Origin of the sequence: Pseudomonas sp. Irchel s3b6, from assembly GCF_900187415.1 — a bacterium.
In the GTDB taxonomy this organism is placed as follows: Bacteria; Pseudomonadota; Gammaproteobacteria; order Pseudomonadales; family Pseudomonadaceae; genus Aquipseudomonas.
The window spans coordinates 66,145-87,892 of the sequence record NZ_FYDM01000012.1 but is presented as its reverse complement, the minus strand read 5'-3'; the positions used below and the strand labels follow the sequence as shown (position 1 = coordinate 87,892).

Below are 21,748 nucleotides of genomic sequence, written 5' to 3'. Positions count from 1 at the left end.
GGCTCGCTCCTGTAGAAGGGAATGACCCGCCGTCAGAGCAAGCCCAGTTGCTCCGCGACGGGTTCTCTGTATAGCTCAGGCAGGGCCGGCAAGCCAGGCAGTCGTGCCATCAAGCGGGCATGGAAGCGCTGGGCCAATGCGGCGGCCAACAGGTTGTCCGCGGTATGCAGGAAGATGTACGGCGTACGGTCTTCCTCGATCCATTGGGCGATTTTCTCGACCCAGGGCGTGAGAAAGGCCTCGTTGGCCTCCAGCACAGGATGACCGATGAAGCGCACCTGCGGAAACCGGGTGAAGGCCGCCGGGCGAGTCGGGACATTGGGCTTCTTGGCTTGTGCGTGGAGTACCGAAGGCTCGGTCGAGGTGCAACTGAACAACGCCCGAGGATCCAGGCAGATGCGCTCCACGCCACGGTCCAGCAGCAAGCGATTGAGCATCCGCTCGGCATCGCCCTTGGCAAAGAAGTCCCGATGCCGGACCTCAACCGCCAATGGCCGTTGCAAGCCATCGATAAAGCCGGCCAACTCAGCGATGCGCTGCGGGGTAAACGCCGCTGACAGCTGCAACCACAGCGGCGCGACCCGCTCACCGAGCGGAGCGAGAAGCTGCATGAAGCTTTCGGCCGCCGTGATTTGCTCGCGCAGGTCGCCGCCGTGACTGATGTCACTGGGAAACTTGGCGGTGAAGCGAAAGTGCTCGGGCATGGTCTGCGCCCAGCGTTCTACCGTCGCCGGGGCGGGACGTGCATAAAACGTGGTGTTGCCTTCGACAGCGTTGAACACCTGGGTGTACAGGCCAAGCAGTTCGTGGGGGCGGGCGTTGTGTGGATACAGGTAGTCGCGCCAGGCGTTTTCGCTCCAGGACGGGCAACCGAGGTAATAAGGCAGCCGCATCAGATGTGCAGGTCGAGACCCAGCACTTCCGTATCCCAGTCGACAAACGTGGCGGTGCTGAGGTAGCTGGCCAAGGCCGTCGCCACGGTTTTGCTCATGGCGCGCTGGTAAAGCAGGTCTTGCGGGCGGGCGGGAAGATTGCTCGAGCGCTGGGCGACACGGGCTGCCAGTTGCTCTTCGGAAGGGATCGGCAGCTCGTCATCGATGTCCTCGACGGACTCGTCCACAGACGCATGGCCCTTACGGGGCTTGCGCGCAATGGGATAGGACTGGGAAGAAAAGCCGTCTATGCGCATAGGTGCGTGCTCACGATCGATGATGGCAATTTAGCGGCACTTCTCGGAGTGCGCAAATTGCCAAGTGATAACTAGAACACATAAAAGCAAAAAGGTTTAAAAGCGCAGGCAAGAAACTGACGATTGGAATCGCTTGCCATTCAGCGGGCCTTGGGCGTCGCCACCTTGTCACGCAGATACACTGGCTGCGCATCGTCGGCCGGGATGGCTTCCGCGCGCGCCCAAGCGAACTGTGCGAGGGTCAGCAGGTCCTGTGCGTGCGGCAGCATGCCAGCGTCCTGCCCGCTCAGGCTGACGGCAATCCGCTCGCCATAGCCCCAACCGGTGCCTGCGCCGAACCAGTCACCCGAAGCCTCTGCCGGCAACGCCGCCGCTTCCGGTGGCAGTACGGCTTCAGCCCCCACCAGGCGCATTTCACCGGCGGTTTCGCGGTAGCAACCCCAGTAGACCTCATCCATCCGCGCATCAATGGCTGCTGCCACTTGGGTAGCGCCGTGCTCACGCAACGCACGCTGCGCCAGCACGGCCAGGTTGGAGACGGGCAACACCGGGCGATCCAGGGCGAACGCCAGGCCCTGCACCACGCCAATGGCAATCCGCACCCCGGTAAACGCCCCCGGCCCACGTCCGAACGCTATCGCATCGACTGCCTGCAAGGTGGTGCCGGCGTCCGCCAGCAGTTGCTGGATCATCGGCAACAGCTTCTGCGCATGCAGGCGCGGGATCACCTCGTAATGGCTCGTCACTTTGCCGTCATGCAGCAAGGCAACGGAGCAAGCTTCAGTCGCGGTGTCCAGGGCCAGCAAGGTACTCATCGATGTATCCGTCAGGGAGGTGGTCAAAAGTGCGCCAGTATAAACAACAACGGCCCGCAAGCGGGCCGTTGAAGGTACAGCAAATCAGCTTTCTCAGCTCAGTGCTTCAAGCACTTTACCGGTGATGGCTTCAACCGAGCCAACGCCTGCAATGTGGCTGTAGACCGGCTTGCCATTGGCAGCCGACAGCTTCTGGTAGAAATCCACCAGCGGCTTGGTCTGGGAGTGGTAGACCGACAGGCGATGACGCACGGTTTCTTCAGTGTCGTCCTTGCGCTGCACCAGCTCTTCACCAGTGATGTCGTCTTTGCCGGCGATTTTCGGCGGGTTGTAAACGGTGTGGTACACGCGGCCGCTGGCCTCGTGAACGCGGCGACCGGCGATACGCTGCACGATTTCTTCGTCTTCGACGGCGATTTCAACCACGTGGTCCAGCTCCACACCCGCAGTCACCAAGGCTTCAGCCTGGGGAATGGTGCGTGGGAAACCGTCGAACAGGAAACCGTTGGCGCAATCAGGCTGGGCAATACGATCCTTGACCAGAGCGATGATCAGGTCGTCGGAGACCAGGCCGCCGGCATCCATGATGCTCTTGGCCTTGATACCCAGCTCGGTGCCGGCCTTGACAGCCGCACGCAGCATGTCGCCGGTGGAGATCTGTGGAATGGCGAATTTTTCGGTGATGAACTGAGCCTGAGTACCTTTACCGGCCCCGGGAGCTCCCAGCAGAATGACGCGCATCGATGTGCTCCTCAATTTCTTATTGATAAACGATCGGATTCGCCGCGTGGGGCCAATCTCAAAATAGGGTCGTGGGCCGCCCAAACGGCCAAAGGCTGATCAAGATACACAGCAGGCACGGACCACACAAGCCGTCGAAAGTCGGAGGAACCCGGGCCTGCCATGCCCTTGCGACGAGGTGTTCCAAGTCGCAACCCCATAACAAAGTGTCGCCTGACAAACGCCAGCCGCCGTTTCGCAGCCATCGTTTTGGGCTGCGAAACGGCCGCCAGGGGTATCCGCAAGGCCTTAGCCGGTATTGCGCAAACCGGCGGCAATCCCCGCCACAGACACCAGCAGCGCCTGTTCCACCGGGCTGCCCTGTGCCACGTCCTGCTGCCGGGAGCGGGCTAGCAACTCGGCCTGCAATAGATGAAGAGGGTCCAGGTACGTGTTGCGCAAACGGATGAACTCCAGGGTGTCTGGGCTATGGGCCAGTAGCTGCGACTGACCGGTCAGCCCCAGCACGACCGAACAGGCCTGCGACAATAGGTCGCGTAAATGCGCACCCAAAGGCAGCAAATCTGGCTCCACCAAACGCTCATCGTAGGACCGTGCGATGTCCGCGTCTGCCTTGGCCAGCACCATCTCCAGCATATCGATCCGGGTGCGGAAGAACGGCCATTGCTCACGCATCTGCGCCAGCAACTCACCCTCGCCACGTGCCAGCGCCTTGCTCAGCGCCGCTTCCCAGCCCAGCCAGGCCGGCAGCATCAAGCGGGTCTGGGTCCAGCCGAAAATCCACGGGATCGCCCGCAGGCTTTCGATACCGCCGGCACGGCGCTTGGCCGGACGGCTGCCCAGCGGCAAGCGCCCCAACTCCTGCTCAGGGGTGGACTGGCGGAAGTACTCGACGAACTGCGGGTTGTCCCTGACCACGGCGCGGTAGGCGCTGACACCGTCGGCCGCCAGTTCGTCCATCACGCCTCGCCATGCCGGGGCAGGCGGCGGAGGCGGTAGCAAGGTCGCTTCGAGTACGGCCGCCAGGTAGAGGTTGAGATTTTGCTCGGCGATGTCCGGCAGGCCGAATTTGAAACGAATCATTTCCCCCTGTTCGGTGGTGCGGAAACGCCCCGCGACCGAACCCGGTGGCTGCGACAGAATCGCCGCATGGGCCGGGCCACCGCCGCGCCCCACAGTGCCACCGCGACCATGGAACAACAGCAGTTCAACTTGTTGTTCACGGCAGACCTCCACCAACCGTTCCTGCGCCCGGTACTGTGCCCACGCCGCCGCCGTGGTGCCGGCGTCCTTGGCCGAGTCGGAGTAACCGATCATCACCTCCTGCGGGCCCTGCAAGCGGGCGCGGTAGCCCGGCAGCAACAACAACTGCTCGATCACCGGCCCGGCGTTGTCCAGGTCGGCGAGGGTCTCGAACAGCGGCACCACGCGCATCGGCCGCTGTACCCCAGCCTCTTTGAGCAACAGTTGCACCGCGAGCACGTCCGAGGCCGCGCCCGCCATGGAAATCACATACGACCCCAGTGACGCTGCCGGAGCTGCCGCGATCTCACGGCAGGTCGCCAGGACTTCCGCGGTGTCGGCCGAGGGTTTGAAGTGCGTGGGCAACAGGGGGCGACGATTGTTCAGCTCGGTCATCAGGAAGCTGATGCGCGCCTCCTCGTCCCAGGCTTCATAGCGGCCAAGCCCCAGATAGTCGGTGATTTCGGTCATCGCCGAGCTATGGCGCGATGAGTCCTGGCGCACGTCCAGACGCACCAGGAACAGGCCGAACGTCACTGCCCGACGCAAGCAGTCCAGCAGCGGGCCATCGGCAATCACGCCCATGCCGCATTCGTGCAGCGACTGGTAGCACAGCTCCAGCGGATCGAGCAGGTCACGGTTGTTGCATAGCACGTCAGCCCCTGCCGGGGTCGCCGCCGCCAGCGAGGCCTGTGCCCACTGGCGGGTCGCACGCAGGCGCTCGCGCAGTTGCTTGAGCACCGCTCGGTAAGGTTCGGCACTGCTCCCCGCCTTGTCCCGTAAGGCAGCGCTGGCCTGCTGCATCGACAGGTCGGACGCCAATTGGTCGACATCTCGCAGGTACAGGTCCGCCGCCATCCAGCGCGCCAGCAGCAGGACTTCACGGGTAACGGCAGCGGTCACGTTCGGGTTGCCGTCCCGGTCACCGCCCATCCACGAAGCGAACCGAATCGGTGCGGCTTCCAGCGGCAAGCGCAGGCCGGTGGCGGCCAGTAAGGCCTGATCGGCCTTGCGTAGGTAATGGGGGATTGCCTGCCATAGCGAATGCTCGATCACGGCAAAGCCCCACTTGGCTTCATCCACCGGCGTGGGGCGGGTGCGACGAATCTCTTCGGTGTGCCAGGCCTCGGCGATCAGGCGCTGCAAGCGCTGCCGGATCTGCTCGCGCTCGGCACTGGTCAAGTCGCGATGATCCTGTGCCGCCAGTTGCGCGGCGATCGCGTCGTACTTCTGGATCAGGGTGCGGCGCGCCACTTCGGTCGGGTGCGCGGTCAGCACCAACTCGATGTCCAGGCGTCCCAGTTGCCTGGCCAGCGCCTCCGCGCCATGCCCCTCGGCTCGCAGCCGCGCCAGCAGTTCGGGCAATACGCGCGCCTCGAACGGTGCCGGCTGCGTCTCCTCACGACGGTGAATCAACTGATACTGCTCGGCGATATTCGCCAGATTGAGGAACTGGTTGAACGCCCGCGCCACGGGTAGCAGGTCGTCTTCGCTCAACTGATTGAGGCTGGCGCTCAGTTGCGCGTCCATCGCGCCGCGTCGATCGGCCTTGGCACCTTTGCGGATCTGCTCGATCTTGTCGAGAAACCCATCGCCGTATTGCTCACGGATGGTGTTGCCCAACAACTCTCCCAACAGGTGAACATCCTCGCGCAAGCGTGCATCGATATCGGTCATCAGCAGTTCTCCAACGAATGGCGGAAGGCTTTTGAGGCTCCGGCGTAGAACCCCAAGAGTGCCGCCCATAGCCGGTTCTTACAAGCAGGCGACAAATCGGCGGTAAACCCTGTGGCTTGCGGCTAGTCTCATAAGTAAGCCATACCAGGGCTTGCCACCGGCCACGGCCGGACACTCATCACGCCCTGCCACGAGCAGGAAGCACATTGAGGTCATTATGAAAATCCGTGAACTGGCCCAGCATTGGGAAGAAACCGCCACAGGCCGCTTGACCGAGACTGGCTACACCCTTCACCTGGATGTCGAAACCGCTGCCCGCCTGGCGGCGCTCAGCGAAATGTACCCGAAACGGCGCCCCGAGGAACTGCTGGGGGAACTGATCGGCGCGGCCCTGGAAGAGCTCGAAGCGAGCTTCCCGTATGTGAAGGGCAAGCACGTAGTCGCGACCGATGAAGAAGGTGATCCGCTGTACGAGGACGTCGGACCTACGCCACGTTTCCTCACCCTGTCGCGGCAACATCTGCACCAATTATCGGCGACAAGCGACAAGCAGAAACACTGATGGACCGCTGTGGCGAGGGCACTGGCGCCCCCGCCACAAGGCTTCGCATCGCCGCCGTTATGGCTCGAGCTTCTGCGGGGTTTCCTGGCCCATGCAACGCACGGCCTTTTTCTTGGCGTTGATCAGCACACCGGTCAGGCCTTTCTGTTCGGTGTCGAACAACACCAGGACGCCATCGATGCATTGCGCGACTTGCGCAGCCGGCTCCAGGGAGACTTTGTAGTCTTCGCCTGGCACGGTCTTGAGCATGGTGAACTCGTTGAGCAGCAGCGCGTCTTCCGGTTTGGCAAAGTGCAGGTAGCCGTACCACCACAGGGCGGCGACGGTGCCCAGGATGCTGCAGATACCGGTGATGATCAGTGGGATGGCGTTACGTTCTTCACTCATTGCGGGCTCTCTGGAGGTTCGATTGCTGAATTCGGGGGTGCCGGGTAATTGGGGATCTCACCCAGGCGGCGCAGACCGTTGAAATGCTGCGGATCATCAAGAAAGCGCAGCATGACGCCTCGCCAGACCGGGTCGGCGAACGTCTGCACGTGGCCGCCCCGGGTCAACTGCAGCACCCTGGGCGGGGGCGCAGCTTGATACAGTCGGATGCCATTGGAAAGAGGCACGATCGGATCGTCGATGCTGTGGTAGATCAATTTCGGTACACCATTGATCTGCGGCATGGCGCTGAGCGCACTGTCACCGTCCGGCACCAGCCAGGACAACGGCACCTGAAACGGCCAGGTCAGCCACGAGGTACTGAGCGCAAACCGCCCGACTTCGCGGTAACTGGCGGGCACACCATCGAGCACCAACGCCTTGAGCTGGCGCTGACGCTGCGGGTGTTCGGCCAGGTAGTGCACGGTCAGCGCGCCGCCGAGGCTCTGGCCGAGGACGATCAGCGGCTTGCCTTTGACCTCCGGCGCCTTGTCCAGCCAGGTGAACGCCGCGTCGATGTCCTGATAGATCGCCGGCAGGCTCGGTTCGCCTTCAGACAAACCGTAACCGCGATAGTCCACCAGCAACACCTGGTAACCCTCTTTCGGCAACCAATAGCTACCGCCGAGGTGCATCGGCAGATTGCCGCCATTGCCGTGCAGGTGCAGCACCGTGCCTTTGACCTCGACACCCTGCTTGGCCGGCAACCACCAGCCATGCAGCCGAAGACCGTCGGCAGTGGTCAGGGTGACATCGCGGAATTCGAGCTCGGCCTTTTCCGGTGTGAACAACTGACCGGGTTCCGGATAGAACAGCAGCGAGCTGCAACCGCTCAAGGTCAGTAGCAGGCAGACGATGCCGAGGATTCTCATCCGTTGAAACCTCGCATAGAAGAGTTGATTTCGTGATGATCGTTCCCACGCAGAGCGTGGGAACGATCAGTCAAGCTCCCTCGCCACGGGCATCCTTATCAGTCACAGAATATTGGAGTAATCCGCTTCGATCCGGTCCAGGCTCAGGTGATTCAGGAAGTTGGAGAAGCACATCCAGGCCGACAGCGCGTTCATGTCACGGAACTGCTCCGGTAAGTACTTGGGCGGTTCCACCAGGCCTTCATCCACCAGCTGACGCAAGGTGCGCATGTCTTCCAGGGTGGTCTTGCCGCAAAACAGCAACGGGATCTGCTCGAGCTTGCCTTTACGCACGGCCAACTGAATGTAGTTGTAAACCATGATAAAGCCCTTGAGGTAGGACAAGTCTTTGGTAAATGGCAGGCCATTGGGCACCGAACCGCGGAACACCCGGCTCGCATTGCCATAACTTTCGGCCATCTCGAAACCTTGCTCGCGGAAAAAATCGAAGATCTGCAGGAAGTCCGCGCCCTCCTCGACCATGTGAATGGCCCGGGTACGGTTGGTCAGTTTGCGCAAGCGACTCGGGTAGGAGGCGAAGGTGATGATCTCCATCAGGATCGCCAGGCCTTCCTGGGTCACGGTCGAGGACGGCGGCCCCTTGGACAGGAAGGTGCAGATCGGCTGGTTCAGCCCGTTGAGCGTCGTGCCGACGTGCACCAGGCCCTCATGGACCTCCAGGGCGCGCACGTCACGGTCGTTGAACATCGCATCGGCGCGGATCTTGATGTAGTCGGCCCCCGCCGCTGCATCGGCAACGATACCGTCGGACTCAAACACCCGGATGGTTTCCTCGGTCTCACCGAACACCTTGTTCAAGCGGGTTTGCAGCAGGTGCACCGCCTCTTTGGCGGTGAGGATCTTCGGTTCGTCCTTCAGGTCGCCCCGGCCATCAATGTTGTTCAGGTAATCGGACATCATCAGGCCAAGGTCGGCCAGGGTCGGGTCACCGGCATGGAACGCATCGGAGGCGGCGCCATAGAGCTCCTGCGAGATCAGCCCGAAGTCTTCGGTGCCTCGGGCCTCGAGCATCCGCACCACCATGCGGTACTCCTTGCACATGCGCCGCATGATCTGCCCGACCGGACTGAACTGGCCCAACTGGCGGGTGATATCACGCTCGATGTTCTGAAACTCCAGCTTCACTTTGCTCGAGTCGAAGGACAGCGGCCGATTGAGGTAATAGTCACGGTCCACCGCCGGCATTTCCTTGCCTTTGGCCTTGAGGAAGCCTCTGCGGATGTTGTCGTCCCACTTCACCGCATCGAGGACGCGGATCGGCGTCTGCGCCAGCACTATGCGATCAGACAAGGTACGTATCGTCTGCTGGTAATCGTCCACCGGTTGCTCCCTTTGAAAACCGTAGCGTGCTGCGTTTATTGGGTTTTGACCCGCCGCTGGTAACGTGCGGCTTCGACAAATACATCGGAATTGGCCGGATCATCCAGGTAGGTAAACACTTGCTCCATGGGGCTGTTGACCAGCACACCCTCGCCGTCGTCGGTCTTGAAGGTTTCGCCCCCCAGGTGCTTTTGCCCGACCGCCTGGTTGATCAGGTCGAGATCGAGGTTATAGATCACCAGTTCGTCCTGGTCAGTGAGTTCGAAGCCGGCGATGGTGAAGTGACCGCCGTACTGGGCCGGCACCTTGGCCGAGACGTACCAGCGGTTGCCATGGCGCGAGACCGTGAACGGATAAGCCTCACGCTCCCTGGGGTTGGCCTTGAAGTAGCTGACAGCCTGGTAGCGACCTGGGCCGATGCGCGTCAGCTCCAGGTTCTGTGCTTCGCCCCAGGCGTTCTTGCTGGTCCATTTGCCGAGCAACGCTGCAGGCGCGGCCTCACTGGCGGGCAATGGTTCCTTGAACGAGACCAGGCAGCCGCTGAGCAGCAGGAACGACAGAGCGATCACGACTCGCCAGCACTTCATTCAATACTCCCTATGAATACACACCCGCCAATGTGGCAACGGTCCTGCTTACACCGAAGCCAGCACCAAATGCATGTACCGCGTGAGGATACCGAGCATTTCGGCTTCCGCCTGCGGCTCTGCCTCGTTGAGCAGGCCTTGATATTCCATCCGTCCGATAATCGCCGTCAACACTTTGGCATCCTGCTGTGGTTCACGCGAACCCAACACCTGGAAAAGCTGGCAGGTGCCTTGCAGGAGAATCTGTTGATGGGAGCGCACCAACAGCGCCAGGCGTGGATTGAGCAGCGCTTCCTGGCGGAACGCCTGCTCGGCCATCAAGTGTTCGCGACGGGTGGCCAGTTGGCGGTGAACATAGTCCGCCATCAGCCGCGCAATATTGTCGGCCAGTTGTGAGCGGGACTCAGGGCTGCCATCGCCACTGACCACCATTTCCCGCAGCAAGCCTTCGTTGTTCACCCACAGCTTGGCCATGTAGGCCGCACTGCGTTCCACGTATTGGGCGAAGGTATCGGTGAGCAGGTCATCGATATCCTTGAAATAGTAAGTGGTGGCCGACAGCGGCACGCACGCCTCGGCGGCCACGGCACGGTGACGCACGGCACGCACGCCATCACGCACGACAATACGCATCGCCGCGTCGAGAATTTCCTGTCGACGCTGTTCACTGCCCTGTCGGCTGGCCTTGCGGCCCTGGTACTGAACACTTTCAGCGACCGCAGTGGCGATGCCCGCTGCACCTTCTTGAGCAATTGCACGGTTCACGACAGGTATTCCTCTCTAATCTGCAAAAGTAACCAATTGATACATTTGTACCAGACAGGCAATAAAAAGCCGCCTGTTTTAGGCGGCTTTTTTACTGAAACGCTTACGCTTGCGGGCGCATGTGCGGGAACAGGATCACGTCACGGATCGATGGCGAGTTGGTCAGCAACATCACCAGGCGATCGATGCCGATCCCTTCACCGGCCGTTGGCGGCATGCCGTACTCCAGCGCACGCACGAAATCGGCGTCGTAGTGCATGGCTTCGTCGTCGCCGGCGTCCTTGTCGGCCACCTGCGCCATGAAACGCTCGGCCTGGTCTTCCGCATCGTTCAACTCGGAGTAGGCGTTGGCGATTTCACGGCCACCGATGAACAGCTCGAAACGGTCGGTGACGTTCGGGTTATCGTCGTTACGACGGGCCAGCGGCGACACTTCGAACGGGTACTGGGTGATGAAGTGCGGCTGCTCCAGCTTGTGCTCGACCAGTTCTTCGAAAATCATCACCTGCAGCTTGCCCAGGCCTTCGAAGCCCAGCACCTTGGCGCCGGCTTTCTTGGCGATGGCGCGAGCCTTGTCGATGTCGTTCAGGTCGTCAGCGGTCAGCTCGGGGTTGTACTTGAGGATCGAGTCGAACACCGACAGGCGCACGAACGGTTCGCCGAAATGGAACACCTTGTCGCCGTACGGCACGTCGGTGCTGCCCAGAACCAGCTGCGCCAGTTCACGGAACAGTTCTTCGGTCAGGTCCATGTTGTCTTCGTAGTCGGCGTAAGCCTGGTAGAACTCCAACATGGTGAATTCAGGGTTGTGACGAGTCGAAACGCCTTCGTTACGGAAGTTGCGGTTGATCTCGAACACCTTTTCAAAACCACCGACCACCAGACGCTTGAGGTACAGCTCCGGGGCGATACGCAGGAACATTTCCATGTCCAGGGCATTGTGGTGGGTTTCGAACGGCTTGGCCGCAGCACCACCGGGGATGGTTTGCAGCATCGGCGTTTCCACTTCCAGGAAGTCACGCTGCATCAGGAAGCTGCGGATGTGGGCAATCACTTGCGAACGCACGCGGAAAGTCTGGCGCACGTCATCGTTGACGATCAGATCAACGTAACGCTGGCGGTAGCGTTGCTCGGTATCGGTCAGGCCGTGGTGCTTGTCCGGCAGCGGGCGCAGCGACTTGGTCAGCAGGCGCACGTGGGTCATTTCAACGTACAGGTCACCCTTGCCGGAACGGGCCAGGGTGCCTTCGGCGGCAATGATGTCGCCCATGTCCCAGGTTTTCACCGAGGCCAGGGTGTCTTCGGACAGGGTCTTACGGTTGACGTAAACCTGGATCCGCCCGGTCATGTCCTGAATCACCATGAACGAGCCACGGTTGAGCATGATGCGACCGGCAACCTTGACCGGGATTGCAGCCTCTGCCAGCTCTTCCTTGGTCTTGTCCGCGTACTGCTTCTGCAGGGCATCGCAGTAGTTTTCGCGGCGGAAGTCGTTCGGGAAGGCATTGCCCTTGGCGCGCTCGGCAGCAAGCTTTTCCTTGCGCAGGGCGATCAGGGAGTTTTCTTCCTGTTGCAGGGCTTGCGGGTCGAGTTCTAGGTCGCTCATGTCTTTAAAAATTCCATCACAGGTTCGTTGCCCCCGCCGATGACGGGGGACTTGAGGTCTTGACTGGCGGTTTACAGGCCCTGTTTCAGGCTGGCCACCAGGTATTCGTCGATATCGCCGTCGAGCACCTTGTCGCAGTCGCTGCGTTCGATGTTAGTGCGCAAATCCTTGATTCGCGACGCATCGAGTACATAGGAGCGGATCTGGTGACCCCAGCCGATGTCCGACTTGGTGTCTTCCAGCGCTTGCGAGGCGGCGTTACGTTTCTGCACTTCCTGCTCGTACAAGCGCGCCCGCAACATTTTCATCGCGGTGTCTTTGTTGGCGTGCTGGGAGCGTTCGTTCTGGCAGCTGACCACGGTGTTGGTCGGTACGTGGGTGATACGTACGGCCGAGTCGGTGGTGTTTACATGCTGACCACCGGCACCCGAGGAGCGGTAGGTGTCGATACGCAGGTCCGACGGGTTGATGTCGATTTCGATGTTGTCATCGATTTCAGGCGACACGAACACTGCCGAGAACGAGGTGTGGCGGCGGTTGCCGGAGTCGAACGGGCTCTTGCGCACCAGGCGGTGTACACCGATTTCGGTCCGCAGCCAGCCAAAGGCGTATTCGCCCTTGATGTGCACGGTAGCGCCCTTGATCCCGGCGACTTCACCGGCCGACAGTTCCATGATGGTCGCGTCGAAACCGCGTTTGTCGGCCCAGCGCAGGTACATGCGCAGCAGGATGTTGGCCCAGTCCTGGGCCTCAGTGCCGCCGGAGCCGGCCTGGATGTCCAGGTAGGCGTTGTTGGCATCCATCTCGCCGCTGAACATGCGACGGAACTCGAGTTTTTCCAGGGACTCGCGCAGGCGCTCGACTTCGGCAGCGACGTCATCGACGGCGGCCTGGTCTTCTTCTTCGGCGGACATCAGCAGCAGGTCTTTGGCATCGGCCAGACCGCTGTGCATTTCGTCGAGGGTTTCGACGATCTGAGCTAGCAGCGACCGCTCGCGGCCCAGTTCCTGAGCGTACGACGGGTTGTTCCAGACATTCGGATCTTCAAGCTCGCGATTGACTTCAGTCAGACGCTCATGCTTTTGATCGTAGTCAAAGATACCCCCGAATAGTTTCGGAGCGCTCGGACAGGTCCTTGATACTGTTAAGGATCGGGTTGATTTCCATGGCGGGCAGCACTCGTTGGCGAACTTTTTAAAGCCGACGAGTATAACGTAATCAGGCCGTCACGGCAGCCCGCCTGGCGGCTTTAGCTACGAATGAACAGCCTGGTTCATTCAATCCCCACCTGATTGCGCCCATTGTTTTTGGCCTGGTACAACCCCTTGTCCGCCGCCGAGATCAATTGCCGGCTGTCACTGCTCGGTTGCGGGGTGATGGTCGAGAGCCCGATGCTGATGGTCAGGCAGCCTCCCTCGGCCGGCGCAATGTGCGGAATTTTCAGGGCCGCCACGGTCTGGCGCAGCTTTTCCGCCACCAGCCGGGCACCGCCCGGCGACGTATTGGGCAGCACCAACGCAAACTCTTCGCCACCATAACGGGCCGGCAGATCCGATGGTCGGCTGCTGGCCTCGCGAATCGCAGCAGCGACCTTGCGCAGGGCTTCGTCACCCTCCAGGTGGCCGAAGTTGTCGTTGTAGGATTTGAAATAGTCGACATCGATCATCAACAGCGACAGCTGACTCTGGTCACGCATGGCCCGGCGCCATTCCAGCTCCAGGTATTCGTCGAAATGCCGGCGGTTGGACAGCCCGGTCAGGCCGTCGGAGTGCATCAACCGTTGCAGCACCAGGTTGGTGTCGAGCAACTGCTGCTGGCTGACCCGCAGCGCCCGGTAGGCGGCATCGCGCTGGATCAGCGTGGTGTAGGAGCGTGAGTGGTAACGAATGCGCGCCACCAGCTCGATGTTGTCCGGCAGTTTCACCAGGTAATCGTTGGCGCCGGCCGCAAAGGCCGCGCTCTTGATCAGGGGATCTTCCTTGGTCGACAGCACGATGATCGGAATGTCCTTGGTCGCCGGGTGATTGCGATACTCACGCACCAGCGACAGGCCATCCAGGCCCGGCATGACCAGGTCCTGGAGGATCACGGTCGGCTTGATCCGGATGGCCTGGGCGATTGCCTGGTGCGGATCGGCACAAAAATGGAAGTCGATATTTTCTTCGCTCGCCAATCCACGACGCACGGCCTCACCGATCATGGCCTGGTCGTCGACCAGCAGCACCATGGCGGCATTTTCATCGGTTTTAAAATCGTCGAGCTGTAAATCATCCATGGGTATTCACCTGAATTACTACCTGGCCTGTTCCGTTGCTGATGTCGTTCATTTTGCAAAGATCTCCAGCAATCGTGGCGCTATTTTCTCCAGCGGGCGGATTTCCACAGCCGCATCGATGGCGGCGGCGGCTTTCGGCATGCCGTACACCGCACTGCTGTGCTGATCCTGAGCGATGGTCAGGTAACCCTGCTGGCGCATCAATTTGAGTCCTTGGGCCCCATCACGGCCCATGCCGGTGAGCAGCACACCCACTGCATCACCATTCCAGTAACTGGCCACGCTTTCGAAGAAAACATCGATCGAAGGTCGATAGATCTCGTTGACCGGCTCGGCGGTGTAGGCCAGCGTGCCATTTTTCAACAACCGAATGTGGTGGTTGGTGCCTGCCAGCAAAACCGTACCGTTTTGCGGTGGCTCGCCTTCCTCGGCCAGGCGGACGTTCAAACCGCTGGAACTGCCGAGCCACTCGGCCATGCCGGCGGCGAACACCTGGTCGACATGCTGCACCAGCACAATGGCGGCCGGAAAATCAGGGGGCAGCCCCTTGAGCAAGACCTCCAGTGCCGCGGGCCCTCCGGCAGACGAGCCGATGGCCACCAGGCGCTGACACTGCCCAGGGCTACGCTGCGGTACCGGGTTGGAGCGCACGCGATTGCCGCGGTCACCGATCAACCAGGCAATATTCAGAATCTTGCGCAGCAGCGGTGCTGCGGCTTCCTTCGGATCACCGGCCCCGAGTGCCGGCGTATCCACCACATCCAGCGCGCCGTGGCCCATGGCCTCGAACACCCTGTGGATATTCTGCTGGCGATCGACCGTGACAATGACAATCGCACAAGGTGTCTCGGCCATGATCCGGCGGGTGGCTTCGACCCCGTCCATGACCGGCATGATCAAGTCCATCAGGATCAAGTCCGGGGTCAACTCAGCACAACGCTGCACCGCCTCCAGGCCGTTGCCGGCCACCCACACCACCTGATGCGCCGGCTCGAACGCCAGGGCCCGGCGCAGGGCCTCCACGGCCATGGGCATATCATTGACGATTGCGATTTTCATGCCCGCGCTCCTCCTATGAGCTCAACCACCGCGTCGAGCAGGGCATCGTCGTGGAAACTGGCCTTGGCTAGATAATAGTCGGCCCCCGCTTCCAGTCCACGACGCCGATCCTCTTCGCGATCCTTGTAGGACACCACCATGACCGGCAGCGATTGCAGCCGGTTGTCGCGACGCAGCAGCGAGACCAGTTCGATCCCGTCCATGCGCGGCATATCAATATCGGTAATCAGCAGGTCGAAGTCTTCGGAGCGCAGGGCATTCCAGCCGTCCATGCCATCCACGGCAACGGCCACGTCATAGCCCCGATTGAGCAGCAGCTTGCGCTGCAGTTCACGCACCGTCAGCGAGTCATCGACCACCAGAATCCGTTTGCGCGCCACTTGCGCCGCCTGCTGGCTGTGGCGTGCGATCCGCTCAAGGCGCCCGGTGTTGAGCAGTTTCTCCACCGAGCGCAGCATGTCTTCGACATCGACAATCAACACCACCGAACCATCATCGAGCAGGGCACCGGCGGAAATATCCTGAACCTTGCCCAGGCGCTCATCCAACGGCAGTACCACCAAGGTCCGCTCACCGATAAAACGCTCGACGGCCACGCCGTACACCGCATCCCGTTCGCGAATGACCACCACCTTGAGCGTTGCCGGACTGGTCTGGCTCGCCGGTCGCTGCAGCAGCTGACTGGCCGCCACCAGGCCAACGTGCCGGCCTTCGTGCCAGAAGTGCTGACGACCTTCCACCTGAACGATTTCGTCCGGTTCCAGGTCGCACATGCGCTCGATGTGCGCCAACGGGAAGGCGTAGGCCTCTTCACCAACCTCCACCACCAGGCTGCGTACCACCGACAGCGTCAGCGGCACCTCGAGATGGAAGTGACTGCCCTCGCCCGCTTTCTGCTCCAGCACCACCGCGCCCCGCAGTTGGCGGACCATGTGCTGAACCGCGTCCAGACCGACGCCGCGCCCCGACACCTCGGTGACGGTGTCGCGCAGGCTGAAGCCGGGCAGGAACAGGAAGGTCAGCAGCTCCTCCTCACTCAACTGTGCGGCGGTCTCGCTCGGCGACAACTGACGCTCGACAATGCTGCGCCGAACCCGCTCCAGGTCCACACCATTGCCGTCATCGCTCAACTCCAGCACCAGCAGACCGGCCTGATGAGAGGCACGCAAACGAATCAAGCCTTCGGCCGGCTTACCGGCCAGCAACCGCTGCTCGGGCATTTCGATGCCGTGATCGACAGCGTTACGCAACAAATGGGTCAGCGGGGCTTCCAGCTTTTCCAGGACGTCGCGGTCGACCTGGGTTTTCTCGCCGTCGATCTCCAACCGGACCTGCTTGCCCAGGCTGCGGCCCAGGTCGCGCACCATCCGCGCCTGGCCAGTGAGCACATCGGCAAAAGGCCGCATACGACAAGCCAGCGCCGTGTCGTACAGGACCTGGGCACGCTGGCTGGCCTGCCAGGCGAACTCATCGAGTTCGGCGGTTTTCTCGGCCAGCAGTTGCTGGGACTCGGCCAGCAGCCTCCGTGCATCACCCAGTGCCTCTTGCGCCTCAAGGCCCAGAGCCTGCTCTTTGAGGTGGACGTTGAGGCTTTCGAGGGCACGCAGGCTATTGTTCTGTATGCGCTTGAGACGCTGCATCGTCGACAGGTAGGGTTTCAGGCGCTGGGTTTCCACCAGCGACTTGCTGGACAGATCGAGCAAGCTGTTGAGGCGTTCGGCCGTGACCCGCAATACCCGCTCACCACTCTCGGTGACGCGCTTGGTCTTGTGCACAGCCTCCCCCGGCGTGGCCAGCGATGACGCGGCGTCTGGCGACTCAAGCGCTGGCGCTGACGGCGCTGGGGGGTCGAGTTGCAACTCGGCCATCGGCGCAGTGGCCGATAACAGGGTTTGCGCCATGACCGGCGCCGCCACCGCGGCGGGGTCAAGCAACCGTCCCATCAACGCCACGTAGGCATCAATGTCGTTCGGTCCTATATTGGCGCTGCCCGGCGTGGCAATGCGCATCAACAGATCGGTGCCTTGCAGCAAGGCATCGATGTGCTCCGGACGCAGGAACAGTCGCCCCTCCTGGGCACTGACCAGGCAATCTTCCATGACGTGGGAAACACTGACCCCGGCATCCACGCCGACAATCCGCGCGGCGCCCTTGAGCGAATGGGCCGCGCGCATGCAAGCTTCCAGATGATCGGCCTGGGTCGGGTCGCGCTCCAGCGCCAGCAGGCCGGCGCTGAGGACCTGGGTCTGGGCTTCGGCCTCGAGACTGAACAGCTCCAGCAATGAGGCGTCGCGCATTTGATCTGGGGTCATGTCAGGCTCCGGGTCACGGCGGACAACAACTGCTCTTCGTCCAGCCAGCGCAAACTACGCCCCCTGAAGGGCAGCACGCCCCGGGTGTACCTGGCGCCGGCCTGCAGCCCCGAACGGGAAGCGCTGTCGAGGATCCGCTCATCGATGGCGTGAATCCCGTCCACCTCATCCACCGGTACCACCACCGGGCCACCGTGTGCCGCGATGATCAGCATGCGCGGCATGACCCGTGCGGTTGACGCCACGCCCGCGGTGACTTCCAGCTCCAGCAACTGCGCCAGCGACAGGCAGGCCACCAGCGCACCTCGCACATTGGCAACCCCCATCAGGGCGCGCGAACGTTGATGAGGCAAGGAATGAATCGCCTGCAAGGGCGCCACTTCCACCAGGCTGCGGGTACTCAGCGCCAGCCATTCTTCGCCCAGGCGGAACATCAGCAACGAACGCGTGACGACATCCGCCTCGACGGCGGCAGACGAATGGGCCTCATCGTCTTGCTGCAGGGCATAACGATCCAGCAAACGCGTGGCCGAGGCGGAGTACACCGCACAGTTACGGCAATGGATATGTTCGGACAGCAATGGGCAGGACTTGTCGCCGTGAATACCGATGCGGTTCCAGCAGTCGTCGATGGCCTGGGCATCTTCATGGGTCACGTTCAATGAAACAGAACCGGTCATCGTTTACGCTCACTGTCAGCGGTACGTTCGTTGCGGGCGGCACGCTCCTGCATGCGACGGGCGCCCGCCGCATCGCCCTGGGATGCCAGCAATGCCGCCAGGTGCATCAAGGCCTCCGGGTGTTGCGGCTCCAGGTACAACGCCTTGCGGTAGTAACCCTGGGCTTCCAGCACGCTGCCGGCGACATCGCTGAGCAGCCCCAGCCAATAGAACACCTGCGCCACCGGCCCGTGGCCGCGTAAATAGTCTTCGCAAGCCGCTCGCGCCTCGAGGCTCTTGCCTTCGTTGGCCAGGGTCGCAATGTTCGCCAACAGCGCCGCGGCATCATTGCTCGGCGTTTTCTCAAGGCTGCGCGGCGCCGCGGGTGCAGGAGCTTGCGTGGCGAAAGGGCGACTGCGAACCGTCGGCGGCGCAGTGTTACGCACGGGCAAACTGACGGGCAGCGGTGGCGCGATAAAGGCCGGCGACTCGGGTTCAGGGGCACTGTGACGACTGAAGGCAAACGACTGGGCGATCCCGATTGAGCGCATGCCCAGACGCCCCAGCAGACTGCCTTCGGCCGGACCGATAAACAGCACGCCGTCCTCATGGGTCAGGCGCTTGAGCACTTGAAAAACCTGCTGCTGGGTGGGCTGGTCGAAATAGATCAGCAGATTGCGGCAAAACACGAAGTCATAGGGTGCTTCATTGGCCAGCAGCGTCGGGTCCAGCAGATTCCCCACCTGCAGGCGCACTTGCTCGCGCACTCGCTCACTGAGGTGATAGCGCTCGCCTTCGACAGTGAAATGTCGCTCGCGAAAATCCATGGGCTGCCCGCGAAAGGAGTTCCTGGTGTAGCACGCACGCTTGGCTCGCTCGACCGACAGCGGGCTGACATCCAGGCCTTCGACCTTGAACTGATGGGGCGCAAGCCCGGTATCGAGCAACGCCATGGCGATCGAGTAAGGCTCCTCGCCGGTGGAACACGGCAGGCTGAGAATCCGCAACGCACGCATGCCCTTGATCTCGGCCAGGCGTTTGGTCGCCAGCTTGGCCAGGGTAGCAAAGGACTCCGGGTAGCGGAAAAACCAGGTTTCGGGAACGATCACCGCTTCGATCAGCGCTTGCTGTTCCTCGCGTGAACCTTGCAGGTGGTGCCAGTACTCATCGGAGGTTTCCACCTGCTGCGCTGCCGTGCGCTGGCGCACCGCGCGCTCGATGATCGCCGGCCCGACCGAACTCACGTCCAGACCGATGCGTTCCTTGAGGAAGTCGAAAAAACGCTGGTCGCTGCTCATGCGCCTTCCTCGAGCATCGCCAGATCCAGGGGTGGCGATGGAAACAGCAGCGCCCGAACCTGCGCGTCCAGCAGGTCCGCCACCCGCACCCATTGCAACAACCCCCGGGCATCTTCGCGCACCGGCCCCAGATAAGGCGCCTGGCGGTTGTCCAGGCCATAGGGCTGGAACTCCTGGGGATCGCAACGCAGGGTATCGGTGGCCTGTTCAAGAATCAGACCCAGCAGTTGCGCGGGTTCCGTCTCGTCCGGCCGATAGTGCACCAACACCAGGCGTGTACTGGTGCGTGCCTGGGCCGGCTGGCCGAACGCCAGGGCCCCCACATCGATCACCGGCACGATCAGGCCGCGATAGGCAAACACGCCGGCGACCCACTGCGGGCTCCTGGCGATGGGTTTGAGCGGCAGGCAGGGCAGCACTTCCGCCACCTCGACCGCTTGCACGGCATAACGCTCCTCACCGATGCGAAACACCAGGAACAGCGACTGCTTCGGTGCCACGCCAGCGCCCCGTTTGACCACGAGCTCGCTCATCAGACTTTGAATCGCGAGACGCCGCTGCGCAGCCCGACGGCCACCTGGCTCAGCTCGTCGATGGCGAAACTGGCCTGACGCAGGGACTCGACCGTCTGGCCGCTGGCATCGCCCAACTGCACCAGCGCATGATTGATCTGCTCGGCACCCGTGGCCTGGGCCTGCATGCCTTCGTTGACCATCAACACCCGAGGCGCCAGCGCCTGAACCTGATGAATGATCTGCGACAACTGCTCGCCGACCTGCTGCACTTCGGACATGCCGCGGCGCACTTCTTCGGAGAACTTGTCCATCCCCATCACGCCGGCCGACACCGCGGACTGGATCTCGCGCACCATTTGCTCGATGTCATAGGTCGCGACAGCCGTCTGGTCAGCCAGGCGCCGGACTTCGGTGGCCACCACGGCAAAACCGCGCCCGTATTCACCGGCCTTTTCCGCTTCGATCGCCGCGTTGAGCGACAACAGGTTGGTCTGGTCGGCGACTTTGACGATAGTCACCACCACCTGATTGATGTTGCCGGCCTTCTCGTTGAGGATCGCCAGCTTGGCGTTGACCAGATCCGCGGCGCCCATCACCGAATGCATGGTGTCTTCCATGCGCGCCAGCCCTTGCTGACCGGAGCCGGCCAGCACCGAAGCCTGGTCGGCCGCCGTGGACACCTCGGTCATGGTGCGTACCAGGTCGCGGGAGGTCGCTGCGATTTCCCGCGAGGTGGCGCCGATTTCCGTGGTGGTCGCGGCGGTTTCAGTGGCGGTGGCCTGCTGTTGCTTGGAGGTCGCGGCAATTTCCGTCACCGAGGTGGTGACCTGTACCGAGGAGCGCTGTGCCTGGGACACCAGCGAGGTCAACTCGGTCATCATGTCGTTGAAGCCGGTTTCCACCGCCCCGAATTCGTCATTGCGATCCAGGTTCAGGCGATTGCTCAGGTCTCCGGTGCGCATGGTTTCGAGGATATTCACGATGCGGTTCATCGGCGACATGATCGCGCGCATCAGCAGCAGACCACAGAGCCCGGCGACGACGATCGCCACCAGCAGCGACAGGCCCATGCTGATTTTTGCCGCAACCACGGCATCGTCGATGGCCGCCGTGGCATGGTCGGCCACGACCTTGTTCTCGCCGATGATCTCATTGAGCTTCACACGACCTGCAGTCCAGGCCGGCGTCAGTTGTACGGTGAACATTTTGGTCGCTTCGGCTTCCTTGTTGTTCTTATGCAACTCCAGGACCGAAGCCAGAATGATGGCGTAGTTCTGGTGCGCCTTCTCGAACAAGTCGAATTCCTTGCGGTCCTCGCTGCCATGAATGGTGGCGGCGTAGTCAGCCATCAGCGTTTGAAGATGCTGCTCATAAGATTCGAACTCGGCGACATTTTCCGCAGTGACGCCCTGCCCCTCCTCCAGGCCCAGCATTTTCTGAGTCTGCAAATAGCTGTCGACCCAGGCGCTGCGAATCATCGAACTGTAGTAAAGCCCGGGCACCGCATCGTCACGCACGCTGTTTTCACTGGCCTCGATCTTCAGCAACCGTGAATAGGAGACAACAACCATCAGGAACATGATGGTGATGATCACCGCAAAACTCGCCAATATGCGTTGGCGTAACGTCCAGTTCTTCACAGTCAGTCCTCGGGGCCATTCAAATGCTGGGGAGTATAGCCGAGGGCGCGCCACGAATAATCAGCGGTTGCGCACTGCGTCTCATCCCGGGCGAAAACCCTTGAATGCACCGGGACAGCTACTCTCCG

General features: G+C 61.7%; 20 protein-coding genes. 1 reads left to right on the top strand and 19 read right to left on the bottom strand.

The window, feature by feature from the left end; all coding sequences use genetic code 11:
• Positions 1–32: 32 nt before the first annotated feature.
• The 5 genes from CKW07_RS18970 to ppc all read right to left on the bottom strand — a co-directional run bounded on the left by CKW07_RS18970 (position 33) and on the right by ppc (position 5,664).
• On the bottom strand, positions 33–893 hold the full coding sequence (locus CKW07_RS18970; RefSeq protein ID WP_095146515.1) for a DUF72 domain-containing protein: 861 nt from the start codon (positions 891–893) through the stop codon (positions 33–35).
• Entirely contained in the window at positions 893–1,189 is a 297-nt protein-coding gene (locus tag CKW07_RS18965; protein WP_095146514.1) for a hypothetical protein, read from the bottom strand. Before CKW07_RS18965 ends, CKW07_RS18970 begins: the two co-directional genes overlap by 1 nt.
• Positions 1,190–1,329: 140 nt before the next feature.
• Complete coding sequence (gene tsaB / locus CKW07_RS18960) at positions 1,330–2,004, bottom strand: tRNA (adenosine(37)-N6)-threonylcarbamoyltransferase complex dimerization subunit type 1 TsaB (RefSeq protein WP_095146513.1); 675 nt, start codon at positions 2,002–2,004, stop codon at positions 1,330–1,332.
• A gap of 93 nt (positions 2,005–2,097) precedes the next feature.
• Positions 2,098–2,745, bottom strand: coding sequence for an adenylate kinase (gene adk / locus CKW07_RS18955; protein WP_095146512.1), 648 nt, complete (start codon positions 2,743–2,745; stop codon positions 2,098–2,100).
• Between the two features lie 288 nt (positions 2,746–3,033).
• Positions 3,034–5,664: a phosphoenolpyruvate carboxylase gene (ppc, locus tag CKW07_RS18950; RefSeq protein WP_095146511.1), complete on the bottom strand. Its 2,631-nt coding sequence runs from the start codon at positions 5,662–5,664 to the stop codon at positions 3,034–3,036.
• Between the two features lie 217 nt (positions 5,665–5,881).
• Here ppc and CKW07_RS18945 point away from each other — a divergent pair, with 217 nt between their 5' ends.
• Positions 5,882–6,226: a pilin assembly protein gene (locus tag CKW07_RS18945; protein ID WP_095146510.1), complete on the top strand. Its 345-nt coding sequence runs from the start codon at positions 5,882–5,884 to the stop codon at positions 6,224–6,226.
• Positions 6,227–6,283: 57 nt separating this feature from the next.
• Here the strand turns inward: CKW07_RS18945 and CKW07_RS18940 are convergent, their stop codons facing one another.
• The 14 genes from CKW07_RS18940 to CKW07_RS18875 form a co-directional block, all read right to left on the bottom strand.
• Entirely contained in the window at positions 6,284–6,613 is a 330-nt protein-coding gene (locus CKW07_RS18940; protein WP_095077513.1) for a hypothetical protein, read from the bottom strand.
• Complete coding sequence (locus CKW07_RS18935) at positions 6,610–7,524, bottom strand: alpha/beta hydrolase (protein ID WP_095146509.1); 915 nt, start codon at positions 7,522–7,524, stop codon at positions 6,610–6,612. The genes CKW07_RS18940 and CKW07_RS18935 overlap by 4 nt, the downstream gene beginning before the upstream one ends.
• Before the next feature lie 102 nt (positions 7,525–7,626).
• Complete coding sequence (locus tag CKW07_RS18930) at positions 7,627–8,904, bottom strand: flavohemoglobin expression-modulating QEGLA motif protein (RefSeq protein WP_095146508.1); 1,278 nt, start codon at positions 8,902–8,904, stop codon at positions 7,627–7,629.
• Positions 8,905–8,939: 35 nt separating this feature from the next.
• Positions 8,940–9,491, bottom strand: a complete 552-nt coding sequence (locus CKW07_RS18925) for a hypothetical protein (protein WP_095146507.1) — start codon at positions 9,489–9,491, stop codon at positions 8,940–8,942.
• 48 nt (positions 9,492–9,539) lie between these two features.
• Positions 9,540–10,244 carry a TetR/AcrR family transcriptional regulator gene (locus tag CKW07_RS18920; protein ID WP_095146559.1) on the bottom strand — a complete coding sequence of 235 codons (705 nt, stop codon included), beginning with the start codon at positions 10,242–10,244 and terminating at the stop codon, positions 9,540–9,542.
• Between the two features lie 115 nt (positions 10,245–10,359).
• Positions 10,360–11,862: a lysine--tRNA ligase gene (lysS, locus tag CKW07_RS18915; RefSeq protein WP_095146506.1), complete on the bottom strand. Its 1,503-nt coding sequence runs from the start codon at positions 11,860–11,862 to the stop codon at positions 10,360–10,362.
• A gap of 71 nt (positions 11,863–11,933) precedes the next feature.
• A protein-coding gene (gene prfB / locus CKW07_RS18910; protein ID WP_141234461.1) for a peptide chain release factor 2 occupies positions 11,934–13,029 on the bottom strand; the annotation gives its coding sequence in 2 pieces (ribosomal slippage) (positions 11,934–12,956 and positions 12,958–13,029; 1,095 coding nt in all).
• 106 nt (positions 13,030–13,135) lie between these two features.
• The gene (locus CKW07_RS18905) at positions 13,136–14,137 is read right to left on the bottom strand and encodes a PleD family two-component system response regulator (RefSeq protein WP_095146505.1); all 1,002 of its coding nucleotides are present in this window, start codon (positions 14,135–14,137) and stop codon (positions 13,136–13,138) included.
• 48 nt (positions 14,138–14,185) lie between these two features.
• Positions 14,186–15,196: a chemotaxis response regulator protein-glutamate methylesterase gene (locus CKW07_RS18900; protein ID WP_095146504.1), complete on the bottom strand. Its 1,011-nt coding sequence runs from the start codon at positions 15,194–15,196 to the stop codon at positions 14,186–14,188.
• Entirely contained in the window at positions 15,193–17,508 is a 2,316-nt protein-coding gene (locus CKW07_RS18895; protein WP_095146503.1) for a hybrid sensor histidine kinase/response regulator, read from the bottom strand. Before CKW07_RS18895 ends, CKW07_RS18900 begins: the two co-directional genes overlap by 4 nt.
• Positions 17,505–18,188 carry a chemotaxis protein CheW gene (locus tag CKW07_RS18890; protein WP_095146502.1) on the bottom strand — a complete coding sequence of 228 codons (684 nt, stop codon included), beginning with the start codon at positions 18,186–18,188 and terminating at the stop codon, positions 17,505–17,507. Before CKW07_RS18890 ends, CKW07_RS18895 begins: the two co-directional genes overlap by 4 nt.
• On the bottom strand, positions 18,185–19,465 hold the full coding sequence (locus tag CKW07_RS18885) for a protein-glutamate O-methyltransferase CheR (RefSeq protein WP_095146501.1): 1,281 nt from the start codon (positions 19,463–19,465) through the stop codon (positions 18,185–18,187). Before CKW07_RS18885 ends, CKW07_RS18890 begins: the two co-directional genes overlap by 4 nt.
• The gene (locus tag CKW07_RS18880; RefSeq protein ID WP_095146500.1) at positions 19,462–19,998 is read right to left on the bottom strand and encodes a chemotaxis protein CheW; all 537 of its coding nucleotides are present in this window, start codon (positions 19,996–19,998) and stop codon (positions 19,462–19,464) included. Before CKW07_RS18880 ends, CKW07_RS18885 begins: the two co-directional genes overlap by 4 nt.
• Positions 19,998–21,620 carry a methyl-accepting chemotaxis protein gene (locus CKW07_RS18875; protein ID WP_095146499.1) on the bottom strand — a complete coding sequence of 541 codons (1,623 nt, stop codon included), beginning with the start codon at positions 21,618–21,620 and terminating at the stop codon, positions 19,998–20,000. The genes CKW07_RS18880 and CKW07_RS18875 overlap by 1 nt, the downstream gene beginning before the upstream one ends.
• Positions 21,621–21,748: the final 128 nt, after the last annotated feature.